We start from the raw sequence: 20,463 nt of genomic DNA, 5'->3' as shown, positions 1-20,463 counted from the left end.
GCGCTATGCTATAGTTAAATCAGTCAGCAACGCGGAGGGATACCGAAGTGGTCATAACGGGGCGGTCTTGAAAACCGTTAGAGTGCAAGCTCACGCGGGTTCGAATCCTGCTCCCTCCGCCATCTTTTTTGCAAGCAGCCGATATAGGATGTACAGGACGAAGCGATCTCTTTTTTGCAGAAGAGGTCTTTTTCTTTTACAGCAGGAAAAGGTCAAGCTGCGGGTTTGGCAGCAACGAGACGGTCGCTGGGCAGGACAGCCGTTTTTTTCCTGAAAATCCAGAAGAACCAATATCGAAGCTTGGCGCGATATGATATATGCTGTACACAAGGACTCGATTGTTTCTTGGGGCCTGCGGCAGCTTCAATAATGCAGAGGGGGCTTCCGCTTTTTTTAGGATAAAATATCAGAAAATAAACATTATATAGAAGATTAAGATATAATAAAAGGGAAACGAGGATGAGGGAGGTATCACGATGATCGAAGCCCAACGAGCCAGAAGAAATACGCTTGGTGACATCCTGCGAAGAAGCCGAATGCGTTACCCGGACAAGATTGCCTTGCAGTTTGAGGAGGAAGTTCTTACATACAGCGAGCTGGATCAGCTTGTCAATCAGGCGGCGCACACCTTCCTCGCCAACGGTTTGCAAAAAGGCGAGAGAGTGGCGGTGCTGTCCCGAAACTCCATGGATTTTGTCATTCTCAACTTCGCGCTGGCCAAAGCGGGACTGATTATGGTGCCAATCAACTTCATGCTGAATACGAGCGATGTGGCGTTTATTTTGGGGCACGCGGAGGTGAGCGCCTGCTTTGTGGCACCGGAGTTTCTCGCCGTGGCGCAAGAGGCGATTGGACAGGCCGATCTTTCGCCCAAGCTGCTGTCGCTTGTCTCCAGACCCGCGAAGCCGGAAGGGGAGTGGGTGCCGTTTCGCACGTTGATTCAGGACGCGAGCACGGACGAGCCGGAGCAGGAGCTTTCCGACGACGATGTCGCCCACATTTTGTACACGAGCGGTACGGAGTCGCGGCCAAAAGGGGTCATGCTGACGCACGGCAGCATTTTGTCCGAGTACGTGAGCACGATTATTGATGGGAACATGTCCCACGACGACGTGGCGATCCACGCGCTCCCGTTGTTCCACAGCGCACAGTTGCATTGTTTTCTCGGTCCCTATATTTATCTCGGGGGCACGGGCATCATTTTGGAGCAGGCGACGCCTGGCCTGATGCTGGAGATGGTCGAGACGCATAAGGCGACACAGCTTTTTTGCCCGCCAACAGTTTGGATTGCCTTGCTGCGCTCTCCCGATTTTGCCTCCCGCAACCTGTCCTCGCTGCAAAAGTGCTACTACGGAGCGGCGATCATGCCGGTGGAGGTGCTGAAGGAGCTGGGGACACGCTTGCCGAACGCACAGTTCTACAACTTTTACGGGCAGACAGAGGTAGCGCCGCTGGCGACGGTTTTGTCGCCGAAGGACCAGATTCGCAAAGCAGGCTCGGCAGGCAAGCCCGCGCTGAACGTGGAGACGAAGATTGTGGATGATGAAGGTGTCGAGGTGCCAAGAGGCTGCATTGGCGAGATCGTGCATCGGACCAGCCATGCCATGATCGGCTATTTCCGCGACGAGGAAAAGACGCGGGCTGCCTTCCAGGGAGGCTGGTTCCATAGCGGTGACCTGGGGATTATGGATGAGGAAGGGTATATTACGGTCGTCGATCGGAAAAAGGACATGATTAAATCGGGTGGCGAGAACGTAGCGAGCAGGGAAGTGGAGGAGCTGATTTATCAGCATCCGAAAGTGTCCGAGGTGGCGGTGATCGGCGTTCCGCACCCGTACTGGATCGAGGCGGTGACAGCGGTCGTTGTGCCGAAGGCTGGCGAGACATTGACGTCAGAGGAGTTGCTCGCGTTTTGCAAGGAGCGTCTTGCCTCGTTCAAGGCACCGAAGTACGTCTTCATCACCGACACGCTGCCGCGCAACCCTAGCGGGAAAATATTGAAGCGCGAACTGCGTCTGCGGTACGATACGCTTCCGACTTCGTAGTTGCCTGTTTGCAGACGGGCAGGGTGATGGTGATAAATGAAAGTCCGGTTTGACTGTGGCAAGTGGGTAGAGGGATAGTGGCAGACTGACAGACTAACTGCGATAACAGAAAACCCGCCCGATGGCCGGAAGCGTCCGGTTTGTCGAGCGGGTTTTTCCGTGTTCTATTTCACATTGGAGACAGTCGGCCGGTCAGGGCTGATGACTTCGAAGCGGTAGCCTTTTGACTTTAAAAAGGTGATGACTTCCGGAAGTGCTTGCGCTGTTGGCGTTTTGGTGCTTGCGTCGTGCATGAGTACGACAATCTCTTTTTGCGATTTTACTTGCTGCTTGATATTGGCGAGCGCCTGTTGGGCTGTGTATTGATTGCTGCGGGCGTCGCCGTTGGTGACATTCCAGTCGATGAAGATGTAGCCTTTTTTGTTCGCTTCGGCTTTGATGGCACTCATGACTGTTTTTTGCTTGTTGTACCGTTTCGGGTCCTGGTATTTGAGGCTGACCGTGTTGGTGCTGCCGCCCGGGTAGCGGAACAAAACAGGCTTGGTGCCGATCGCTTTTTCTATGAGCTGATTGCCTTTCTCCAGGTCGGCGAAAAAGGCTTCGGTGCTTTTGTAAACGACTTGGTAATCGTGCGAGTACGTATGCCCGCCGATGGCATGGCCTTCCGCGACCGCCCGCTTCAAAATCGCTTCGTTGCCAGGGACGTGTCTGCCTACGATGAAGAAAGTAGCTTTCACCTGGTATTTTTTCAGTGTATCGAGTACGTGCGGCGTCACAGGCGACGGGCCGTCGTCAAACGTCAAATACGCGATTTTTTCCCCTGGCTTCGGCGCTGGTGCAACGGGCGGCTTGGGAGCCGGAGCGGTCGCGCCAGGCGGCTGGGCAGTTCCCGGTTTCGGAGCCGGAGCCGTCGTGCCGGGCGGTTGAGCAGTTCCAGGCTTCGGACTGGGAGCCGTCGTACCCGGAGGCTGAGCAGTTCCAGGTTTCGGAGCCGGAGTAATCGTGCCAGGCGGTTGAGAAGTCCCAGGCTGCGGAGCCGGAGCCATTGTACCGGGCGGCTGAGCCGTTCCAGGCTGCGGAGATGGGGCCGTTGTACCGGGCGGCTGAGCCATTCCAGGCTGCGGAACCGGAGCCGTCGTGCCGGGCGGCTGAACCGTCCCAGGCTCAGGAGCCGGAGCGGTTGTACCAGGCGGCAGTGTTGCCCCAGGCTGGCTGTGGATCGCCTCAGTCGGAATGAACGGGGCATCGCCATAGATTAAAAAGCTTTTACGCAGCTCCGTAAATTTGCCCAAGGCTTCTGCATAAGAGTCAACGATTTCTTGCGGGCTTTTGCCTTGCGCAAGCAGTGGGCCGATCTTGCTTGTGCCCATCACATGCTCGAACAGCGTCTTTTCCTTGTCAGTGCCAAGCGGTACGGGAAACGGCTGGAGCTGTCGCGCATAGGCAAGGGCGTACATCCCGGTTTTCACAGGATTGAAGCTGCGCGGATCGTAAATGTGCAGCCGGACGCCGCCCGCTTTCTCCTTTTTCTCCGGGAGAAAAATCACGCCAGGCAACAGGCTGCCGTTCATGAGATCGGCGTATTTCACGGAATCGATGCCTTCTGCGCCAACCCAAGTAAAATGGTCTGCCTGGGTAACAGGGGTGCCTTCGCCGAGTCCTGTCGCCATGTAACCGTAGACAGAAGCGAGGTCAGGCAAATGCGGGGAGCCCGGAACCCAGCTCAGCCCGGTCTCCTGATAGAGCATGGTGCGGGTGTAGCCTTGCATCGGGACGACGTACAGATCCGCGCCAATGGAACGGTTGAAAAACAAGGCAATCTCGCCGATGGTCATTCCGTGGGCCAAAGGCAGCTCGTCGACGCCGATAAAGGACTCATACGGCTTTTCCAACACGGGTCCTTCCACGATGGTGCCGCCGAGCGGGTTGGGCCGGTCGAGCACGATGACTTGCTTTCCCTGCTCCTTTGCCGCCGTCATGGCGTATTTCAGCGTCGATATGTAGGTGTACGTCCGGGAGCCAATGTCTTGCAGATCGACGAGAAGGGTGTCAAAATGCTCCAGCATTTCCGCTGTCGGCTGGCGGGTCGAGCCGTACAAGCCGTAGACCGGAATGCCGTAAACCGGATGGAGGAAGATCTCCGGCTGGTTCCCCACCTGTGCCTTGCCATCCAAACCGTACTCGGGAGCGAACAAAGCTGTGAGGGTAACGGAGCGGTCACGACGCAAAAGGTCGATGGTGCTCATTCCCTGGCTGTTGACGCCGGTTTGGTTCGTAATCAGCCCGACTTTTTTTCCTTCGATCAAATAATGGAATCGGTCGAACAGTACATCGCTTCCCAATTGAACGGCAGCGGTGTTGGCGGAGCTGCCTCCGGGGGGAATCATGGTCAAGATCAGTGCCAGGATAAGAAAAGGAATAAACTTTTTCATCATCATTGCCTCTTTCGAAGAAAAATACAGTCGTTTCTTGTTCATTGTAACGGTTTTTGTCAGGAGTATGGTTGTATTTTTGTAACAATTTGAAATTAGGTCTAAAGATAGAGGAATATCGTATTTATTGACGATTTCCAGTTGGTTTCTGCTTGTCCAATCGGGTTACTTCCTTCTACAATGACAGTACGATCTTGGTAGGCTATTTGCAGGAATGGCTTGAAACCGCTCCAAGCCTATAGTAGATTAAGAATCGTGTGAATCTTATTGGAAACGGAGTGGACATTTTGCTGAAAAAACTCGCATCATTCGTGCTGGCAATTGCCCTGGTGCCTATGGCAACATTTTCTGCCGCGGCAGCTCCTGCCCCTGCGCAGACTGCCGTCAAGGTGGAGTACAATAAAAAAGCGATTGTATTCCCCGATCAAAAGCCTTTGATCCGCGACAGCCGGACACTGGTACCGATTCGTCCCATCGCGGAAACGTTGGGCTTTAAAGTCGACTGGAACGAGAAAACGAGAACCGTAACGATCGACAAAGGCAACGACAACATCCGCCTGGTCGTCACGCAAAAAATTGCCAAGAAAAATGGACAAACCATCAATCTGGACGTGCCTGCGCAAATCGTCAACCAGCGCACCGTCGTGCCTGTGCGCTTTATTGCCGAGGCACTGAGCTACAAGGTTGATTGGGACCCGGCTACGCAAACGGTTTTGATTGCGGATCAGGCTGTTGCCAATCCAAATGGGACAGAAGAAAAGCCGCAGGAACAAACAAAGCCGACGGAAGAGGGCAAAAAGCAGGATACGGTGAGTCTGATCGACAAGGAGAGCGTCGTAGGCCAATTTTTTACTTTCTCGCCAATGGGGATATACAAAGTAGCAGGTAAGGTAGACCCTAAAGCAACGGTTATCGTCGATTTGGAAGGAACTTCCTATTCTGTTGATGTGAAATCAGACGGAACATTTGAGTTTTATCAAACTACACACGATGGCATTCGCAATTTCACCGTGAAGGCAGAATTGGACGGTAAACAGGATACGTTTGAAGGCGAATTGCAAAGTGCAAACTAAGCCAGCCACTTCCTGAGTAAGAACACCTCCCGCGCACAAACTATGCGCAAGGAGGTGTTTTTTGTTGAAGCGAATTGGTTTTGGCCTATACGCGTCCATTCTGCTTGCCGGTCTGTTGACGGGCTGCTCGCCAAACAAAGAACAAGGCACCGAAGATCGCAACGGAAACCAGGCCAAATTCGAAGCGTACGGCATCAACTATCGCAATGACAAGGTCGGGATGGACAAAGGACCCGCAGCGATGATTAGCCAAAAAATGGTTCATAACCGCGAGCCGCACCTCGTCGCCTATCTGGAGCGGCATGCGGAGAAGGTGCCGGGCGTAGTCGATATCAAGGTGCTCGCGTACAAGGACAATCTGCTGGTCGGTGTTTTGCCAGTGGATACGCCCAAGCCGGATGAAGTCAATCCGCGGCCGTCGATCCCCTATACACCGGGAAAAATTATCCGCAACGACAACGGGCATACAGATGCGCTGCAAAAGCGCGTGGTAGACCGAATGCGCAGCAGGCTGCAGACGGAGTCGCGCTTCAATCTGATGTACGTGTCCACCAACAGGGCGATTTACGATCGCATATCCGATTTGCACCAGCGCATCCTTCGCGGCGAGGAAGTCAGCAACGAGGAGTTCCAGGTGCTGCTCAATGACATCGGCTATACGGTCAAAGGGTACAATCTCGTCGATTGACAAAAGACCACCTGGATGCCCGGGTGGGCTTTTTGTCGAGCGGGGCTTGCGGCAGGAGTTTTGCAAGAAATGGGGAAATAGTCTGGAAGAGTAGGTGAACGGCAAGGAGTGCAACCGATGAGTCAATTCCAGGTACCCATTTCCAAAATAACTCTTCCTTCGCAAAAGCCGTATGTGCTGAGGCGTCCTGCGCTGGCGCGGAAACTGCGGCTTCTCGCGCATGCACAGCTCTGTCTCATCCACGCGGGGGCGGGTTACGGCAAAACGACATCGTTTGCGACGTTTTTGCACGATGAAGCGCGCCGTGCCTCTTGGTATTTCATCACGGAGGAAGACGCGGCGGTCGCTGATTTTTTCTGGTGTCTCACGGAGAGTGTCCGCCGGGTCGTACCTGACTTCGGACAGACGCTGCGGGAGCTGCTGCAGCGGCAAGCGCAGCACAGTGCCTCATCTGAGCAAGAACGGGAACAGGCGACAGACGGCGAGCGGCTCGCGGACTTGTTTGCCCAGGAGTGCGCGCAGCTTCCGGACGATTTCGTGATCGTCCTCGACAACTACCACCGGATTGCCAGCGGCAGTGCAGCCGACAGCTTCGTTTCCCAACTGGTTGAGCTGTTGCCGCATAAAGTCAAACTGGCGATCTTGACCCGCGTTCGTCCTAACTGGACACAACTGGAGCTGCTCACGGCGCGCGGCGAATGCCTGGAGCTTGCGACAGACGACCTGGCGTTTACGCTGGAAGAGAGCGAAGCTTTTTACTCGGATCAGTACGATATCGCCCTGACAGACGACGAGTGGAAGCAAGTAGACGAGGTCACGCGTGGCTGGGTGATCGCACTGCGCTCGATCGGTGAAAAAATTGCGAGGGGGTTCAAGCTGGCTGACAGCCTGCACGAGCTGTCCCGGCTGCTGCATGTACTGGAAGCGGACGTGTGGATGGGGCTTGACGGGAACATGCAGCAGTTTTTGATGGAGGCCGCGGCACTGGAGGCGTTTACCCGCGAAGACTGTCTGCAAGTACTGGGCGCAGGGGCAGAGGAAAAACTGCAGGAGGCGAGACGCAGCAACCTGTTTTTGCATGTAGATGAACGGGGCATGTACTTTTTCCATCCGCTGTTTCAGCGGTTGTTGTCGAGCAAGCTCGCGTCGCGCCAGGACATTTACCGGCGGGTCAACCAGGGAGCGGCCGTCTGGTACCGCCGCAAAGGCGAAGAGGAGCGAGCATTTGAGCGTTTGCGCCTGATTGAGCAGTGGGATGTGCTCGGCGCGTGGCTTTGTCTCGCTGCGGAGCGGTTTTTGAGCGCAGGCGTGCTGGACGGGCTGTACAAATGGCTGGCGCTTGTGCCGGATTCGATCAAAGCGCAGGAGCATTGGCTCTGGTTTTACCAGGGAGAGGTGGAGCGATACCGCTGCCTGTACGCCAAGGCGTTTGCCTCCTATGAGCAGTTTCTCGCCTTTTGCGAGGAAAAGCACGATCAGATCGGCCTGTGCCGCGGGCTGGAAGGCAAAGCGAGAGTCCACCTCGACAGCGTGCAGGGCGTCAAGGCGGAGGAGTTGCTCAAGCGGGCGATCCAGCTTCTGCCGCCGCAAGAGCAGGAGAGCGAAATGGCGCCAAGGCTGTATCGCTTGCTGGCGGAGATTTATACGAACCGCGGCGACTCCAGGCAGGCAGCGGCTTGGTATGAAAAAAGCCAGGAGCTGGAGCAGCAGACAGAGGTAGAGCTGGAGTCGCGGCTGCTGTTTCGCACAGGTCGGCTGCAGTCGTCCATCCAGCTTTTGGAGAACAAATGGCAGTTGGAGCAGACCCGGCATCCGACCTTGACGCGCTCGTATCGGGAAACGTCGCTGCTGCTGTCCTTTGTCTATGCGTTAAACGGCGAGTGGGAGCGCGGCTTCGAGGCGGCAGAGACGGCTATTCAGCTCGGGCGTGCGGCGCATTCCCCGTTCGTGGAGGCGAATGGCTACGTCCGCAAAGCGCACGCGGCGCTCATCAGCCAGGGGCTGCCTGCCGAGGAAATTCGCCAGCTCTACGAAAAAGGCTTGCAAATGATGGAGGAGTTGCAGTCGACGCGCGGAAAGTCCGAGACGCTACTCGGGCTGACGCTGTTTCACGCCAGTCAAAAGGCGCTCGACCAGGCGCTGTTGTACGGCAGGCGAGGCATCCACGAGACGGAGGCGATGCGCGATGACTGGCTGGGCAGTCTGGTGCGCATGGCAATCGGCATCGCCTATGCCAAATACGGCAAGGACAGCGAGGCGCTGGAGACGTTTCGCGATTGCTCGGAGCGGCTGAGTCATTGCGGAGACAGCTACCACGTGGCGATTTGCCAACTGTGGCAGAGCTTTCTTGCGTACCGCAGCAAGCAGTGGGAGCTGTTCGTCCCCGCCGTGACCCAGGCGCTGTCGCTGATGCAGACCGGGGAGTACTCTTTTTTGCTGCAACGCCCGACTTTGCTCACTCCGTACGACGTGCAGCAGTTGATGCCGATTTTGTTGGAAGCGGAGCGGCGCAAAGTGTCGCCGGACTACGTTTCACAACTGCTAAACGATCTCGGCCTGCAAAATGTCACGTTTCACCCGGGCTATACGTTGCGCATCCAGACGTTGGGGGCGTTTCGCGTCTGGCTGGGAGAGCGCGAACTGAGTGAAAAGGCATGGCAGCGCGGAACCGCCAAGCTGCTGTTCCAGTTGCTGTTGACCAAGCGCCATCACCTGCTGGCCCGCGAAGAGATCATGCATCGCCTGTGGCCGGACAGCGTCGAGGAAGCGGCGATTCGCGACTTCAAGGTCGCGCTTAACGCCTTGAACAAAGCGTTGGAGCCAGATCGGGCGGCGCGGACCGACACCTTTTTTATCCAGCGCCACGGCAGCTCCTACGGCTTCAACCTCGCGTCGGGGTATCACCTCGATGTGGAAGAATTTGAAAAGCTGGTCACATTGGGTTTGGCCGAGCAGGACGAGCGCCAGGCTGCGCTTTTGCTGGAAAAAGGGCTGGGCTACTACTTGGGCGAGTACATGCCGGAGTGTCGCTATGAGGAATGGTGCGTGGAAGAACGGGAGCGACTTCAGGCGCTGTTTTTGCGGGGCGCAGAAAGGCTGGCGAAAATCAGGCTGGAGCAGCGGCAACTGGAAAAGGCGATTCGCTGGTGCGAAGCGATCTTGCGGGTGGACGATTGCTGGGAGGAAGCGTATCGCCTGCTGATGACGGCTTACTACGAGCAAAACAACCGGACGCAGGCTATCCGCTGGTACAAAAAATGCGTGGCCAAGCTGCAGGAACAGCTCGGCGTCGCGCCGATGCCAGCGACAGAGGAGACGTACAACCGCATCCGGGAAAAATGAAAGACCGCGTACAAGCGGTCTTTTTTGCGTGCCCTGCGCCCGACACGGCTTTTCGCCCGTCCTTGCCCAAATGCAGCGGGAGTTTTCCCCGTCAAAAAAGCCGCCAGCGGATGCCGCACAGAGCTATTGACAAAACTAGGAGTGTTCCGTACACTGTTTTTGTACTGACCAGTCAGTTCAATAAAGACAAGGGGGACGGGAGTGATGGCACCATCCAAAAAAGACCAGATTGCCCAAGGAGCGCTGACGGCGTTTGCCCAGTTGGGCTATAGCGAAACCACGATGGACGCGATCGCAGAAATGGCACAGGTAGCGAAAGGAACGCTGTACTACCATTTCTCGACCAAAGAGGAGCTTTTTTTGTACGTGATTGAAAAAGGCGTGAAGATGCTGATTTACCATGTTGACAGTGTGATGCAAAACGAAGAGCTGTCTTTGGAGGATCGCATTTTAAATGTGCTGGATGAGCATCTTCGCTTCTTTTGCGAAAATCGCGAGCTGTGCTTCCTTTTGCTCAGCGTCTTTACGGGCGACGAACAGCGCGATTTGACAGTCGCCAAGTTGTTGACGGGCTATTTTACGATGATGGAAACGTATCTGAAGCAAATGCAGGAGCAAGGCTACATACGCCCGGATATCGAAATCGGAACGCTTGCTTCGGGCCTGTTCGGCATGGTCGGCTTTACGGCCATCCGCAAGCAATATCGCAAGGAACCGTTGGACACGGAAGAAAACAAGTATACGCTGCGCTGCTTTTTGGCAGGCATGCTGCAAGCGAAACAGTGAAACAGCCGTAAGGACCATACAGAAAAGACACAGAGGAGAAATCGACTATGAAAAAACGAGCATGGATCGGGGTGGCCGGTTTTGTGGCCGGAATCGCAGTGTTGGGAACCGTTTTGTTCGCATCCGGCGGAAGCAGTCTGGCCGGGGAAAAATCGACCCAGTTGACAGGCGTCATCGAAGGAACGGAAGTGGACCTGTCCTTTAAAATGGGCGGCTCCATCGAGCAGATCGCCTTTAAAGAAGGCGATGAAGTAAAAGCAGGGCAAGTGGTCGCCACGTTGAACAACGAAGAGCTGCTGGCGAAAAAGGAACAGGCAGAAGCGGCCTATCGACTGGCGCAGGTGAAGCTCGAGCAGGCGAAAAAAGGTGTGTCGCTGACAGACAGCTCAAGCAATGCCCAAGTCGATCAGGCGCAGGCGGTAGTCAGTTCGGCCGCGGCCCAGCTTGCGGCGAACAAAAACGGAGCGCGCAGCGAGGAAATCGCCCAGTTGAAAGCGAAGCTGCAAGCAGCGCAAACAGCGAACCAGATCGCGGCTTCGAACCTGGAGCGGATGCAAAAGCTGCTCGCTGAGGGAGCGGTCCCGCAAGTCAAAGTCGAGGAAGCGCAAATGCAGGCGGAAAAAGCCCAGGCAGAGCTGAAGGCCGCTGACGAACAGTTGAAAATGGCTCAGTCCGGCGCACGCCGCGAACAGGTCGATGCCGCGCAGGCTCAGCTCGACCAGGCCAAAGCAGCGTATAAGCAAGCGGTAGCGGCGCGCGGTCAGGTAGGTTTGAAGGAGCTGGATGTGAAATCGGCCGAGGCTGGCGTGCTGCAAGCCAAAGGCGCTCTCGCGGAAATCGAGGCGTATTTGAACAATACGAAGCTGGTCGCGCCGATGGACGGAGTGGTCAAATCCGTTGCCGTGCAAAAAGGCGAGCTGGTAGCGCAAGGCTTTACCGTTCTTACCTTGCAAACGAAATCCGATAACTACGTGAAGCTGTACGTAAACGAATACGCCCTCGGCCAGATCAAAACAGGCGACACGGTCAAACTGTTCGTCCCTGCGCTCAAACGGGAAGTAGAGGCGAAAATTGCCACGATTGCCCCGGCAGCGGATTTTGCCGTCAAAAAGGCAACCCAGGAGCTTGGCGACCGCGACATCCGTTCGTTCCAGGTGAAGCTGCTCGTCTCTGACCCAGAGCTGCGGCCAGGCTTGACGGTCGAGTGGAAGCTCGAAGGAGCTGTTGAAGGTGAGTAATTTCTCCCGGCTCTTCTGGAGCGAATGGCAAAACTTGTTTGCCAACAAAACGATTCGCAATGTGCTGTTTATCGTGCCGATTATATACTTGACGCTGTTCGGCTTTTTGTACAGCGAAAAGAAGGTAATGAACATCCCGACTGTCATGGTAGACGCGGACCAGACAGAGCTGAGCCGCGAGCTGTACCGCGCGTTTGAAGTCGACCAGACGTTCAAGATTACTTCCATCGTCGGAACAGAGGAGGAAGCGATGCGCCTGGTTGACAAAGGCGAGGCGAACATCGCCCTGATTATTCCGGCGGAGCTGGAGAAAAACGTCAAAGCCGGACGGCCCGCAGAAGTTTTGACCGTCATTGACGGCAGCAACATGATGATCTCGAACACCGCTGTCCGCGCCGCGAGCACGGTAGTCAAATCCGTGTCCGCAGGTGCGACGCTGAAAAAAATGGAAGCGAAGGGTAGCTGGGGCGAGGAAGGGAAAAACTTGTTCACCGGGATCGACTACCGCTATCGCGTCTTGTACAATCCGACGTTCAGCTACATGTCCTTCATGGTCTTCGGCTTGACGGGAACGGTGCTGCAGCAAGTGCTGTTCCTCGGGATTGCCTTGTCGGTAGCGCAGCAGAAGGAAGAGGGGACGTGGAAGGAGACGCTTAAGTCGCACAGCTTTTTCGCGATCACGGCAAGCAAGCTGCTGCCGTACTTTTTGGCAGGCACGCTCAATGTGTTTTTAGGCTTCACCCTGCTGCTGAAAGGGTTCGAAATTCCGTACTACGGCAGCACCTTTGACCTGATGCTCGTCGCAACGGCGTTCAACCTGGCGGTGCTCGCCATCGGCTACGCGATTTCCTTTTTCTCCAAAGACCAGTTGCAAGCTACACAGATCGCGATGATGATTGCCGTTCCTTCGTTTATGCTCTCCGGCTTCACCTGGCCGCTCGCTTCGATGCCGACTGCGGTTGCCGCGATTGGTAAATCTTTGCCGTTGACGTACTTCCTCGACGGCGTGCGGGAGATTTTGAGCAAAGGGCATGACCTGTCCTACGTGACGCATGATTTGGCCGTTTTGGGCTTCATGACCCTTTTGGGCCTGTTCTCTGCCTACGTCATATACTTGTTACAGACAAGGAAAAAAAAGGAAGTCGTTGCCGAAACGACAACGGTTTAGCAAGATTTGCAGAAAAGAAACCCTTGTGTTGTAAAGAATCTTTCCTATATACTTACTTAAAAAAGACAGATTCTTCAACGCAAGGGGGACAATATGTCAGCGACTCATCTGAAGCAATTGTGCGAAGAGACGTACACCAAGTTGAAAAAGGTAAGCATGGAACTGGAGCGTTATCTCAATCAGGTTACCTTGTCTAGTCTTGTATCCGCATCGGGCGACCCGGAAGAATTTGAAACTTATTATCGAGCGTATCTTTCCGATCTGCGCCACCTTTTGGTTTACTGTGAAAATGCGTACGACAGGCTGGGGGTATCCCTGCGCCGAGCACGATTTAACGAGGAGTTTGCCGAAGAAGTTCTGTACCAGGTGTACCACACTTGTGTGAATTACTTCTATTATCCCAAAGGCGAGGTTTATGAGGAAGACGGCCGCTATGCCTACACGGGACAAGACTGTATCATTTTCCGCAAACAAGTAACACCCGAGTTGCAGCAGTTGACCCTGTCCTTGTCCAGAGTGTTTGAGCAAATGCGTGATGAATTGCAATACTACGAAAATGACTATATAGCCAAAAAACGGCTGCATAAAGAACAAGCACAGGTGTAATGACCTGTGCTTGTCGTCTTTTATACAGATAAAAATTTGGCGCAGCCAAGTTTGCTAATCCGGCTACACGCCGAGCGGCTGGCGCGCACTCGCAGCGATTTTCTCGACCTCGGCAAGCATTTGCTCGCGGGCGGCGTTGTCTACGTAAGGGACGGCGGCAAAATTGCGGTAGGTCACATCGTAGCCGATCATGGCGAGCGTGCCGTCCACGATCTGTTTTTTCACCACAGCGTCGAAGCCGCTCGTCTGCATTTCCGCTTCGGACTCCCGGGTTGTCGTAAACACAATCGCCTGTTTGTTTGACAACAGGCCGACGGGGCCATTGGCGTCGTAGCGGAAGGCGAAGTTGTTCGTAAACACCCGGTCGATATAGCCTTTGAGGATCGCAGGAGGCGACCACCACCAGACAGGGTAAATCATCACCAGCAAATCGGCATCGGAAATCAGCTCCTGTTCGGTGGCAACATCTTGCGAGGCTGACCCGTTCGCTACTTTTTGCATGTCTGCCGCATCGAAGACAGGCTGGAATTTCATCTGATACAAGTCGCGCACCTCAAAGTCGATTTGTTGCTGTTGCAAGGAGCGGGTGACGCGGTCGAGAATGGCATGGCAGAAGCTTTCCTTTCCTTCGTGAGCAAAAACAATGCACGCTTTCATCGTCCATCCCTCCGTGGGTTACCGTTTGTATGCTTATTCGAAGCCAAAGCGCAGGCGCATAAAAAATTTGTTCAATAGTCCACCGACCGTATGCTCTGTTTTTTCCGTGCGCGCCGGCTCTGCCGGTTTGATTTGCCGCAGCGTCTGATTGACGTCAATCATGCCGTAGCCGTACAACTGATCGTGTCCGGGGGCGCCGAGGTCTTTGGCCGATTGGCGGATCAGCTCCATGACATCGTGGTTTTTCATGTCAGGATGGACGGAGCGCACCAGCGAGGCGAGCGCTGCGACGTGCGGACAAGCCATGGAAGTACCGGAGAGCGCGGCGTAGTCGCTGTAGATGTACGTGCTCGGAATATCGACGCCGGGAGCGGCGACATCCACGTAATCGCCAAAGTTGGAAAAATCGGCGCGTTCCTTGCGATGGTCGACAGCGGCGACGGCGAGCACTTCTTCATAGGCTGCCGGATAGCTCGGCTGATCGGTGGCGTCGTTTCCGGAAGCCGCGACGAGCACGACGTTTTTTTCATACGCATAGCGGCACGCTTCCTTCAAAGCGGCAGATGACGTGTAGTTGCCGACACTGAGGTTAATCACGTCAGCTCCGTGATCGGTCGCCCAGTAGATGCCTTGGGCGATATCGACAGCCGAGCCGGAGCCGTCCGCGCCGATGGCTTTGATCGGCATCAGCTTGCTGTTCCACGACATCCCGGCGATGCCCTCCTCGTTGTTCGTTTTTGCGGCAATTACGCCAGAGACGTGCGTGCCGTGCCCGTTGTCGTCCTCTGGTCGATTGTTGTCTTCCAGCACGTTGTAGCCTTCTACGAGCTTTCCGGCAAACTCGGGGTGATTGAGGTCAATCCCCGTATCAATGACCGCGACCGTGACGTCACTGCTGCCCTCGCTCACGTCCCAGCTCTGCTCCATGCCGATCAGCGGCAAATTCCACTGGTACTCCGCGTAGTACGTGTCGTTTGGCTTGCGGTTGGGCAAAAGCAGGTAGTTCGGCTCGGCAAACACCGAGTCGGGATGCTCGGCCAGCTTTTTCATTAACTGCTTCGTCGTCAGGCTTTTGGACTTGATGATGATAAATTGCTCAAAATCGCGTTTGATCTTGGCATCCAGCGAACGGACCAACTGGTCAATTTTTTTCTGTTCAGGGCGTGGGGAGAAGCGGACGACCACTTCATGCTCGACATAATGGCTGCGGTCGCGCGGATTGTGGTGGAGCGTCTGTACGTGGCTGCTTTTTTCCAGATCCCTGCGAATGTCTTTGACCTGCTCGATATAGTTGATCCGCGGTATGCTCGCCTCGATGGAAGTGACGCGGGGATGAGGTTCGCGCATTTCCTGCTCGGCATTTTGATGGTGACGATAAGGCAGGACGACCAGACCGACCAAGGCAAGGGCGGCGATAATTGGGGGCAAGACGCGCAAAAAAAACTCACTCCCTCCAGTGCTGATGACTATAGCGTGCACATGGAGAGAGTGATTATGAAGGAAATAGCTTACATTCGGTTGTCAAAAGGGCGAATCGGGACGGGACGAAGCGAGCGGCGTGGCAGCTTCCAGCCTTGATAGACGGAAATCATCCGGCAAACGATGATGGCGGAAAACAGCGTGTACAGCTCGCCGACGGTTGTCGCCCACTTGAGGCCGACAGCCAGCCCGGCGACCATGGCCCAGACCGCATAAATTTCTTCCTTGAACACGAGCGGCTTGCGTCCAGCGAGAACGTCGCGAATGATTCCGCCGCCGATTCCGGTCAAAACCGCTGCGACGATCGTCGCGCTGAGCGGGTAGTTCATTTGTGTGGCGTAAATAGCGCCCTGAATGGCAAAGGCAGAGAGCCCGACTGCGTCAAAAAACATCCCCCAGCGATTCCAGTAGTCAAGGTATTTGTGGGGGAGGACAAAAACGATGAGCATGGAAACGAGTGCGATTGTAAACAGTGTTCCCTGATTCCAAAAAGCGGTCAGCGGGATGCCGAGCAAAATATTGCGCATGATCCCGCCGCCAAATGCTGTGGCCATTCCGAGAACGATTACTCCCAAGATGTCGTATTCTTCCTCCATGGCGATGATCGCGCCGCTAATGACGAACGCTACCGTGCCAACGATGTTAAACCATTCCCAAGACATGTATCTTTCAACGTCCTTCCTAATTGATGAGTCCAAGTTGCAGCAAGCCGTGCCGGATGCCGTCTTCGTTCACATGACGGGTCACCATCTTGGCAAAAGGCTTCAATTCTTCATGGGCATTTCCCATGGCGACGCCCATTCCGACGTAGGAGAGCATTTCCCTGTCGTTGAGTCCGTCCCCGAACGCTACGGCGTCAGCGGGAGTGAGGCCCTCGTGCTTGAGGATCGCTTCGATGCCGCGCGCTTTCGAGCCGCCTTTTGGCAAAATGTCGAGGACGTGCTTGTGCCAGCGCACGTACGACACTTGCTCGAAACCTTCCGTATAGAGCGCTTCTTCTTCGGCGGTGCAATACAAAAACGCCTGATAGATCGGAGCGACCTCCCAGTAGCGATGGTGATGGGCCGGAGCGGGCAAGCGCAAAAAGTCGAACGAGTCGAGGACGTGCGGGTGATCGGATGTGTTCGCATAGCACTCTTCATGGCTTAAAAACACCATCGGATGCGCGTTTCCGTTTGCCATCTGCTCCAGTTCGGCCAATGTCGTCGTGGCAAACGGAGTATGGTGAATGACTTTTTGTTCGTTCACGACGTAGGAGCCGTTGAACCCGACAAACGTATCAATCCCGAGCTGCCGGGCGATCGGCATCAGGTGGTACGGCGAGCGGCCAGTTGCGATGGCAACCCGGATGCCGTTTTGCTTGAGCTTGCGCACAGCGTCCACGGTTGCTGGCGGAATCGCGTGCTCCGTGTTCAACAGAGTGCCGTCGATGTCGAAAAAGACAATTTTGTAGGCCATGTTTGCTCTCTCCACTCTTTCTCTATTTGTAGCCATAAAAAAGCAGCGGCAGTACAGAAGCCGCCACGGACGAAAAACGGTTGAGGACAACAGAAAAAGGAATGCCGGAAAAGACATTCCTTTTCACTTTGCTATTAGAATACAGCCACTTCCGTCTCGCTGTCAAATAGATGACATTTGGAAAGATCCATGGCGAGCTTGACCGTCATTTTCGGCTTCAAATCTTCGCGAGAGTCCACGCGGGCGACCATTTGTGTCTGGCCGATATTATGGAAGTAAACGTACAGCTCGGAGCCCATGTTTTCCACGACTTCAATCTGCGCCTCAAGCGAGCTTTCGAACGGATTGGCCTCCATAAAAGCGGCATCGCTGTAAATGTCCTCCGGGCGGATGCCGAAGATCGCCGGCTTGTTTACATAGCCTTTGTCGCGCAAAACTCTTGCTTTGTCCTCTGGGAAGCGGACGTGGATGTTTTCCGCATCGAAGTACAGGGCGCCGTCCTGTTCCGAAAGCTGCCCTTTGACGAAGTTCATCGCCGGGGAGCCGATGAAGCTCGCCACAAACAGGTTGACGGGGTGGTTGTAAATCTCGTTCGGCGTCGCCACTTGCTGAATCAGGCCGTCCTTCATGACGACGATCCGGTCGCCCATCGTCATCGCTTCCGTCTGGTCGTGGGTCACGTAGATGATCGTCGTGTTCAGCCGCTGGTGCAGCTTCAAAATTTCTGTGCGCATCTGGACGCGCAGCTTGGCGTCGAGGTTGGACAAAGGTTCGTCCATCAAAAAAACTTGCGGCTCCCGCACGATGGCGCGTCCGAGCGCGACACGCTGCCGCTGGCCGCCGGAAAGCGCCTTTGGCTTGCGGTCCAGCAGGTGGGAAATGTCGAGGATGCGGGCTGCTTCCTGAATCCGCTTGTCGATGTCGCTTTTGGAAAACTTGCGCAGCTTCAGACCGAATGCCATGTTTTCATACACGTTCATGTGCGGGTAGAGCGCGTAGCTCTGGAATACCATCGCGATGTCCCGATCTTTGGGAGCGACGTCGTTGACGCGGCGGTCGCCTATGTACAAATCGCCTTCGGAGATTTCCTCCAGCCCGGCAATCATCCGCAGCGTCGTCGATTTTCCGCAGCCGGACGGCCCGACGAGGACGAGAAACTCCCGATCCTGAATCTCCAGGTGAAAATCATCTACTGCCGTTACATTTCCGCCGTACCGCTTGTATATGTGGTTCAGTGTCACTTTTGCCATGGAAGAGGCACCTCCTTGAATGATAGGGGAGCAATTCTCGGATGACTTTTTGCAAGAGTAACAATTTTTAGACAGTTAGACTATGGATGAAATGTACAAAATGTTTTGTTAATGCTGCCGAAAGAGCAAATAGAGCTGGAGCAAAACGGCGTCAGGAAACTGGCGCGGATCAAGGCCCGTCTGTTCCGTCAGCTTGTCCAGCCGGTACAAGAGCGTGTTGCGGTGCAAAAAAAGCTGCCGGGCTGTCTCGCTGACATTGAGCTGCCGCGCGAACAGCGTCTCCAACGTTTCGCGCTGCTCGCTGCTGATTTGCGGCACAGACATGAGAGCGGCAAGCTCGCGGGCAATCGCCTTCGCCGTTTCCGCAGGCAGAGAAGCAGCCCAGCGCTCCAACGGATACATCCAGTCGCCCGCGACCATCACTTGTGCCCGGTATTGATGCAAGGCGCGGGACAACAGCAGTTGCCCGGCGAGCGTTTTTTCCAGAGAGGAAGGCGCAGCCACGGGCGCGCTGACAATGATGCGCACAGGCTCCATCCATTCGGTCGAGATCAGGTCGTACAGGCCGGATGCCCATTCCAGCAAGTCAGCCCGCTCCTTTGCGCCCTCCAGGATTGAGATCGGGAGCAGCAGGACAGAATAAGCATGACTCAATGCAAAAAAGGCGAGGCTCGACGCTTTTGGCGCGTAGGCAGCCGTTTCGCGGAAAAACGGGTGCAAACAGCTTTGCAACGCTTCCCACGTGCCTGTGCCTTCCGTCCGGTTGCGCTCGATCAAAAAGACGAGGCGCTCTTCCTTCCACGGCCAGCGGGCATCGAGACGTTCAGGGGGAGCCTGGCGCAATCCTGTGACCATGGATTGCAGCCATACCGCAATCTGCTCGTGCAGCGTCGGGGGCGCTTTTTCTTCGGGACGGGAAAAAAACAGACTCAGCAAGGAACGGGAAGACGCGGGCCACTGCATCGCTTCAATCAGCACGAGGTAGGCGGCATCGTGCTCAGACGCAAGCGAAACAAGTTCCCAGCCTTTTTGCTCCCATTCTTGCTGAGTCTGGCTGATCTCGTGTTCACAAACTTTCACGCAAACGATCGGCAAGTTCGTAACCTGCCTGATTTGCTCGACTTCCTTCATCCATTTTTCCACAGCGAAGACCTCCGTTACAAACTCTTGCGTAGGTCTATTATACATTACTCCAAGGCAAGCGTGGCGGCGCTTTCCTGCAAAGCGGAAGGCTGTGCTGCCGTTGCCTCTGGGACCGCAAGCAGGCTTGCGCTGCCTAGCGTGTGCAGTGTCATTTCCGGACGAGAGCGGAGGCGGACGTTCAGCCCTGTTTGCCCCAGGCCCTCACTAATGTAGAACGGCCGTCCGTCCATCTCATGCAGCCCTTTGACCATGTTCAGCCGCGGCAACTTCCCCATTTTGGCGAGGTGGTAAGGACGCGGCCAATGAATTTGCCCGCCGTGAAAATGTCCGGCCAGCAAGTAATCGTAGGCGTAATCTTTCATATGCAAGACGATATTCGGGTCGTGCGTGAGAACGAGGCGCACGCCTGTCGCGGGAACGGCTTGAAACGACTTTTCCAGTTGGCTGCGGCGCGTACTGTAATCGTCGACGCCGATGATGTGCAGCGGCTGGCCTTTATGGTCGACCGTCACATGTTCGTTGATGAGGACGCGGCAGCCGATCCGCGTCAGCTCCGATTTCAGTTGCGCCAGCTTTGGCGGCGAGAGAACGTAGTCGTGGTTGCCAAAAACGACATACGTACCGAGCGCAGGCTGCAATTGCATCAGCCGCTCGACGTAGGCGACTGCTTTCGGAATGTTTTTATGGCGATCGAGCAAATCTCCGGTAATCGCGATCAAATCGACCGATTGCCCGGAAAAATCGCGGACGATCCGCATCGGGTCAATCGACAAATTTTCCATATGCAAATCGGACAGATGCAAGACAGAGAGCGGTTCGAAGTCTTGCCGATCATCTATATGCTGCGACGGTTGCAGCGGAATGGAAACATAGTTGGTATGGACATCGAATGTATTGCGATACGCTTTGACAAAGAGCAAGGCGACAGCGACAATCAGTAAAAACCATAACATCTCTTCGGCCATCTCCTTTATCCCCAAGGTAGTGTCATTATACTCGATTTCTGCGCTTTTCGAATAAGTAGGTTCTGGCAGAAGGAATTTAGCGAAAAGTGCAGAAATATTATGAATGTTGCGTAGTGAAGAATCCATTAAGGGG

General features: G+C 55.0%; 16 protein-coding genes and 1 tRNA gene. 9 read left to right on the top strand and 8 right to left on the bottom strand.

What is annotated here, in order from left to right; all coding sequences use genetic code 11:
* The first annotated feature begins 33 nt into the window (after positions 1-33).
* Both BA6348_RS18595 and BA6348_RS18590 read left to right on the top strand, forming a co-directional pair.
* Positions 34-122, top strand: a tRNA-Ser gene (locus BA6348_RS18595).
* 354 nt (positions 123-476) lie between these two features.
* Positions 477-2,045: an acyl-CoA synthetase gene (locus tag BA6348_RS18590; protein ID WP_025848496.1), complete on the top strand. Its 1,569-nt coding sequence runs from the start codon at positions 477-479 to the stop codon at positions 2,043-2,045.
* A 164-nt stretch (positions 2,046-2,209) separates the two neighbouring features.
* Here the strand turns inward: BA6348_RS18590 and BA6348_RS18585 are convergent, their stop codons facing one another.
* Entirely contained in the window at positions 2,210-4,477 is a 2,268-nt protein-coding gene (locus tag BA6348_RS18585) for an exo-beta-N-acetylmuramidase NamZ domain-containing protein (protein WP_122952662.1), read from the bottom strand.
* 278 nt (positions 4,478-4,755) lie between these two features.
* Between BA6348_RS18585 and BA6348_RS18580 the strand changes: the two genes are divergently transcribed.
* The 7 genes from BA6348_RS18580 to BA6348_RS18550 all read left to right on the top strand — a co-directional run bounded on the left by BA6348_RS18580 (position 4,756) and on the right by BA6348_RS18550 (position 13,378).
* The gene (locus BA6348_RS18580; protein ID WP_237716671.1) at positions 4,756-5,550 is read left to right on the top strand and encodes a copper amine oxidase N-terminal domain-containing protein; all 795 of its coding nucleotides are present in this window, start codon (positions 4,756-4,758) and stop codon (positions 5,548-5,550) included.
* A 64-nt stretch (positions 5,551-5,614) separates the two neighbouring features.
* The gene (locus BA6348_RS18575) at positions 5,615-6,238 is read left to right on the top strand and encodes a sporulation protein (protein WP_026557004.1); all 624 of its coding nucleotides are present in this window, start codon (positions 5,615-5,617) and stop codon (positions 6,236-6,238) included.
* A 117-nt stretch (positions 6,239-6,355) separates the two neighbouring features.
* Entirely contained in the window at positions 6,356-9,580 is a 3,225-nt protein-coding gene (locus tag BA6348_RS18570; RefSeq protein ID WP_122952661.1) for an AfsR/SARP family transcriptional regulator, read from the top strand.
* 204 nt (positions 9,581-9,784) lie between these two features.
* Positions 9,785-10,366 carry a TetR/AcrR family transcriptional regulator gene (locus tag BA6348_RS18565; protein ID WP_005827954.1) on the top strand — a complete coding sequence of 194 codons (582 nt, stop codon included), beginning with the start codon at positions 9,785-9,787 and terminating at the stop codon, positions 10,364-10,366.
* A 47-nt stretch (positions 10,367-10,413) separates the two neighbouring features.
* Positions 10,414-11,604, top strand: a complete 1,191-nt coding sequence (locus tag BA6348_RS18560; RefSeq protein WP_005827956.1) for an HlyD family secretion protein — start codon at positions 10,414-10,416, stop codon at positions 11,602-11,604.
* The gene (locus BA6348_RS18555; protein ID WP_005827958.1) at positions 11,597-12,772 is read left to right on the top strand and encodes an ABC transporter permease; all 1,176 of its coding nucleotides are present in this window, start codon (positions 11,597-11,599) and stop codon (positions 12,770-12,772) included. The genes BA6348_RS18560 and BA6348_RS18555 overlap by 8 nt, the downstream gene beginning before the upstream one ends.
* A gap of 93 nt (positions 12,773-12,865) precedes the next feature.
* Positions 12,866-13,378, top strand: a complete 513-nt coding sequence (locus BA6348_RS18550; protein ID WP_005827960.1) for a DUF3907 family protein — start codon at positions 12,866-12,868, stop codon at positions 13,376-13,378.
* 63 nt (positions 13,379-13,441) lie between these two features.
* Here BA6348_RS18550 and BA6348_RS18545 read toward each other — a convergent pair whose 3' ends face one another.
* From BA6348_RS18545 to BA6348_RS18515, 7 genes are all read right to left on the bottom strand, one after another.
* Complete coding sequence (locus BA6348_RS18545) at positions 13,442-14,035, bottom strand: NAD(P)H-dependent oxidoreductase (protein WP_007785026.1); 594 nt, start codon at positions 14,033-14,035, stop codon at positions 13,442-13,444.
* Positions 14,036-14,068: 33 nt separating this feature from the next.
* The gene (locus tag BA6348_RS18540) at positions 14,069-15,472 is read right to left on the bottom strand and encodes a S8 family peptidase (protein ID WP_005827965.1); all 1,404 of its coding nucleotides are present in this window, start codon (positions 15,470-15,472) and stop codon (positions 14,069-14,071) included.
* A 71-nt stretch (positions 15,473-15,543) separates the two neighbouring features.
* The gene (locus tag BA6348_RS18535; RefSeq protein ID WP_005827967.1) at positions 15,544-16,176 is read right to left on the bottom strand and encodes a trimeric intracellular cation channel family protein; all 633 of its coding nucleotides are present in this window, start codon (positions 16,174-16,176) and stop codon (positions 15,544-15,546) included.
* Positions 16,177-16,195: 19 nt separating this feature from the next.
* Positions 16,196-16,972 carry a Cof-type HAD-IIB family hydrolase gene (locus tag BA6348_RS18530; protein WP_005827969.1) on the bottom strand — a complete coding sequence of 259 codons (777 nt, stop codon included), beginning with the start codon at positions 16,970-16,972 and terminating at the stop codon, positions 16,196-16,198.
* Positions 16,973-17,106: 134 nt separating this feature from the next.
* Positions 17,107-18,222: an ABC transporter ATP-binding protein gene (locus tag BA6348_RS18525; protein WP_005827971.1), complete on the bottom strand. Its 1,116-nt coding sequence runs from the start codon at positions 18,220-18,222 to the stop codon at positions 17,107-17,109.
* Positions 18,223-18,330: 108 nt separating this feature from the next.
* Positions 18,331-19,365: a PucR family transcriptional regulator gene (locus BA6348_RS18520; protein ID WP_122952660.1), complete on the bottom strand. Its 1,035-nt coding sequence runs from the start codon at positions 19,363-19,365 to the stop codon at positions 18,331-18,333.
* 44 nt (positions 19,366-19,409) lie between these two features.
* Entirely contained in the window at positions 19,410-20,318 is a 909-nt protein-coding gene (locus BA6348_RS18515; protein ID WP_005827974.1) for a metallophosphoesterase, read from the bottom strand.
* Between the last annotated feature and the right edge of the window lie 145 nt (positions 20,319-20,463).

The organism is Brevibacillus agri (genome assembly GCF_004117055.1).
Lineage (GTDB): Bacteria > Bacillota > Bacilli > Brevibacillales > Brevibacillaceae > Brevibacillus > Brevibacillus agri.
This window is presented reverse-complemented; position numbering and strand designations above follow the sequence as displayed.

Coding starts and splice junctions, on each gene's coding strand:
- BA6348_RS18590 (WP_025848496.1), top strand. CDS start 477: ATGATCGAAGCCCAACGAGCCAGAAGAAATACGCTTGGTGACATCCTG.
- BA6348_RS18585 (WP_122952662.1), bottom strand. CDS start 4,477: ATGAAAAAGTTTATTCCTTTTCTTATCCTGGCACTGATCTTGACCATG.
- BA6348_RS18570 (WP_122952661.1), top strand. CDS start 6,356: ATGAGTCAATTCCAGGTACCCATTTCCAAAATAACTCTTCCTTCGCAA.
- BA6348_RS18565 (WP_005827954.1), top strand. CDS start 9,785: ATGGCACCATCCAAAAAAGACCAGATTGCCCAAGGAGCGCTGACGGCG.
- BA6348_RS18560 (WP_005827956.1), top strand. CDS start 10,414: ATGAAAAAACGAGCATGGATCGGGGTGGCCGGTTTTGTGGCCGGAATC.
- BA6348_RS18550 (WP_005827960.1), top strand. CDS start 12,866: ATGTCAGCGACTCATCTGAAGCAATTGTGCGAAGAGACGTACACCAAG.
- BA6348_RS18545 (WP_007785026.1), bottom strand. CDS start 14,035: ATGAAAGCGTGCATTGTTTTTGCTCACGAAGGAAAGGAAAGCTTCTGC.
- BA6348_RS18535 (WP_005827967.1), bottom strand. CDS start 16,176: ATGTCTTGGGAATGGTTTAACATCGTTGGCACGGTAGCGTTCGTCATT.
- BA6348_RS18530 (WP_005827969.1), bottom strand. CDS start 16,972: ATGGCCTACAAAATTGTCTTTTTCGACATCGACGGCACTCTGTTGAAC.
- BA6348_RS18525 (WP_005827971.1), bottom strand. CDS start 18,222: ATGGCAAAAGTGACACTGAACCACATATACAAGCGGTACGGCGGAAAT.
- BA6348_RS18515 (WP_005827974.1), bottom strand. CDS start 20,318: ATGTTATGGTTTTTACTGATTGTCGCTGTCGCCTTGCTCTTTGTCAAA.